Here is a 2,654-nt window from a genome sequence, read left to right as displayed (position 1 = left end):
AATTCAAAGATGATTATTATTTACTTAGTAATAGAAAATCATATCTATTGAATTATACTGGAGCTGTCGTGATTAAATATATTGGTGATGATATTGAGTTAGAGGATGTTGCAAAAAAAATTTCTGACTTTTATAGAGAAGAAAATCTTGAAAAAATTAAGACTGACATAGAAAGTTTTATTGAATTTTTAGTCTTAGAAAACTTAATTATAAATAGAGTTTAGGTTAAAAATAATGTATTTTGATACAAGAACCAATGTTACAATGCTTTCTCTTCTGGTTGCAATTTTACTTGACTTACCTCAAGGTAGTTTTCTGTTTTCAATTTCCTGGTTAGCTAATATTTTTATATTAGGGAATGTAAAGAGGATCAGTGTAAAAAGTCCAATTAGATATTTTTTTAGAATATCTGGTTATTTTTTACATTTGGGGATTTTTGCTTTTATCGGGTATCTTACATTAGGGAAGTCTGAATCTCGGAATATTATTACCTCAGTTTTATTTTTAATTTTCATTCTTATACTAAATATATACAGAGAGTATGATGTATTAAGATTTAAATTATCTGATGTGAGTATTGCTAATATGCAAATAAAATATCCCAAGTTTAGGTATATTTTTTTGACATATAATTATATTGGTGCTGCAATTTGTGAGGAATTATATTTTAGGTATCTTATTATGGGACTTTTTAGCCGATATGGAGTTTATACAATATTATTATCGGCAGTATATTTCGTACTCTTTCACTATACAACCCTTTGGGGGAATAGTTTTAAAAAATCAGATTATATGCGACAGTTATTGTTTGGTATAGTTTTTGCAGCTCTTTATTTTTACTCCAAAAATATTTTTATTACAATCATTGGGCATTTATGTTTTAATATCCCTCAGGTTTATTTAATGATTAAGTTATATCATAGAGACTTTATCAATCCCAATTATTATAGTAATTTATTGTTGAAAGATGACTTGGATGATTTATTAATTTAGTTTGTATAAGGAGTGCAAATGAGTCTAATTAATGTTATTGATTTAAAAAGAAATTTTGAAGGACAAGGTAAGGGGACTACTGTTATTGAGGTACTTAAAGGTATTACTTTTTCAATAGAAAAAGGTGAGGTATTTGGGTTGCTTGGACCAAATGGTGCTGGTAAATCAACTACAATAAAAATTCTTTCAACGATGCTACTTCCGACATCAGGGAAAGTAGTTATATCAGGATTTGATGTTTACAATGATGAGCGACAAATTCGTGAGAAAATAAACTTTGTTTTTGGGGGTGAAAGGAGTCTTTATTTTAGACTTTCTGCTCAAGATAATTTATTTTACTTTGCAGATTTATATAAGATTCCAAGAAAGAAACAGTTGGAAATTGTTCAAAGTCTCTTGAAGTTAGTTGGTTTAGAAAATGTAGCAAAACGAAGAGTTGAGACATTTTCTAAAGGTATGAAGCAGCGACTTCAAATTGCTAGGGCTTTGCTAAATGATCCAGAAATTATTTTTTTGGATGAGCCAAGTATTGGCTTGGATCCAGTAGGAGCTTTGGAATTAAGAAACATAATAAAGGACTTGGCAAAAAAAGGAAAAACTATTCTTTTAACTACACATTACATGGCTGAAGCTGAGGAACTATGTGATAGAATTGCAATTATTAATCATGGTAAGATAGTAACGTGTGGAACAATTGAGGAGATAGCTTCTTTGGTTTCAGATGAAGATAAGTCTGAAATTTTAGAAGAAAAGACTAAAAATCAAAAATTACTTGATGTTACTCTTGAAGATATCTATTTAAAATTAGTAAGGTAGGTGCTGGTATGAAAGTTATCATTTCTAGTGCTATCGTACAGATGAGACAAGCGGTGGCTAGAAGTATGTTTCGATATTGTTTATTTCTAAATCCTTTATGTAATTCGGTTCTATTAGGTATGATGTACAGTGATAAATCTGACAGAGTATTTACCCTTTATGCAATCTTAGGAACCTCCTTATCATCATTTTGGACAATTATATGTTTTTCATCTGCTGCAGATATCAGTAGGGAGAAATATCTAGGAACCTTACCTGTTTTATTTACGTCACCGTCAGGGTTTAAGAAGATTATTTTTGGAAAATTGCTTGGGAATAGTCTATGGGGAGTATTTGCCTTCTTTTTAAATGTACTTTTTGTTACATTATTATTTAGGCGTTCTTTGGTTTTTGAAAATTTTGTACTTATCCCTATTTTAATTTTTTTAGCAATATTGACTTTTGTGAGCATTGGAATGTTGATGTGTTCAGCATTCACACTCTCTCGAAGCGCGCAATTACTAATGAATATAATTGAATATCCATTTCTTCTATTGTCAGGCATGATTTTTCCGGTAGAAGTATTGTCTAAGTATATTAATTGGCTTTCATATTTACTTTCACCAACTTGGGTAATGAAGGGATTTGAATTAGCCGTTTATGGTGCTGGATTAAGTGAGATAGTTTTTACTATTTTTATTTTATGCCTACTAACAGTTTTCAATTTTATAATTGCCTATTATGCATTTACTAAAATTGAAATTAAAAGTAGAATTGCTGCAACTTTGGAGGTGTATTGATGGAAAGTGTTTTACGTTTTTTTAGAAGGATAATTTACTCTTATAAACAAACTTCGCTCATATCTG

4 protein-coding genes are annotated in these 2,654 nt (G+C 29.7%); all 4 read left to right on the top strand.

The features are described 5' to 3' along the window. Positions 1–224 (top strand): hypothetical protein (locus K4H96_RS08375; RefSeq protein WP_227956465.1); only part of this gene is annotated, 224 nt, incomplete at its 5' end. Positions 225–234: 10 nt separating this feature from the next. Then, on the top strand, positions 235–993 hold the full coding sequence (locus tag K4H96_RS08370; protein ID WP_223337352.1) for a CPBP family intramembrane glutamic endopeptidase: 759 nt from the start codon (positions 235–237) through the stop codon (positions 991–993). 18 nt (positions 994–1,011) lie between these two features. Further along, positions 1,012–1,809, top strand: a complete 798-nt coding sequence (locus K4H96_RS08365; protein ID WP_223337353.1) for an ABC transporter ATP-binding protein — start codon at positions 1,012–1,014, stop codon at positions 1,807–1,809. An 8-nt stretch (positions 1,810–1,817) separates the two neighbouring features. Continuing rightward, a complete protein-coding gene (locus tag K4H96_RS08360; protein ID WP_223337354.1) occupies positions 1,818–2,588 on the top strand; it encodes an ABC transporter permease in 771 nt (256 codons plus the stop codon). Positions 2,589–2,654 lie beyond the last annotated feature (66 nt).

This window comes from Streptococcus sanguinis (genome assembly GCF_020729765.1).
GTDB classification, from domain to species: Bacteria; Bacillota; Bacilli; order Lactobacillales; family Streptococcaceae; genus Streptococcus; species Streptococcus sanguinis_Q.
This window is presented reverse-complemented; position numbering and strand designations above follow the sequence as displayed.

What these genes read in the sequence shown, in the direction of transcription:
- K4H96_RS08360 (WP_223337354.1), top strand. Translation starts at nt 1,818, where the DNA reads ATGAAAGTTATCATTTCTAGTGCTATCGTACAGATGAGACAAGCGGTG.
- K4H96_RS08370 (WP_223337352.1), top strand. Translation starts at nt 235, where the DNA reads ATGTATTTTGATACAAGAACCAATGTTACAATGCTTTCTCTTCTGGTT.
- K4H96_RS08365 (WP_223337353.1), top strand. Translation starts at nt 1,012, where the DNA reads ATGAGTCTAATTAATGTTATTGATTTAAAAAGAAATTTTGAAGGACAA.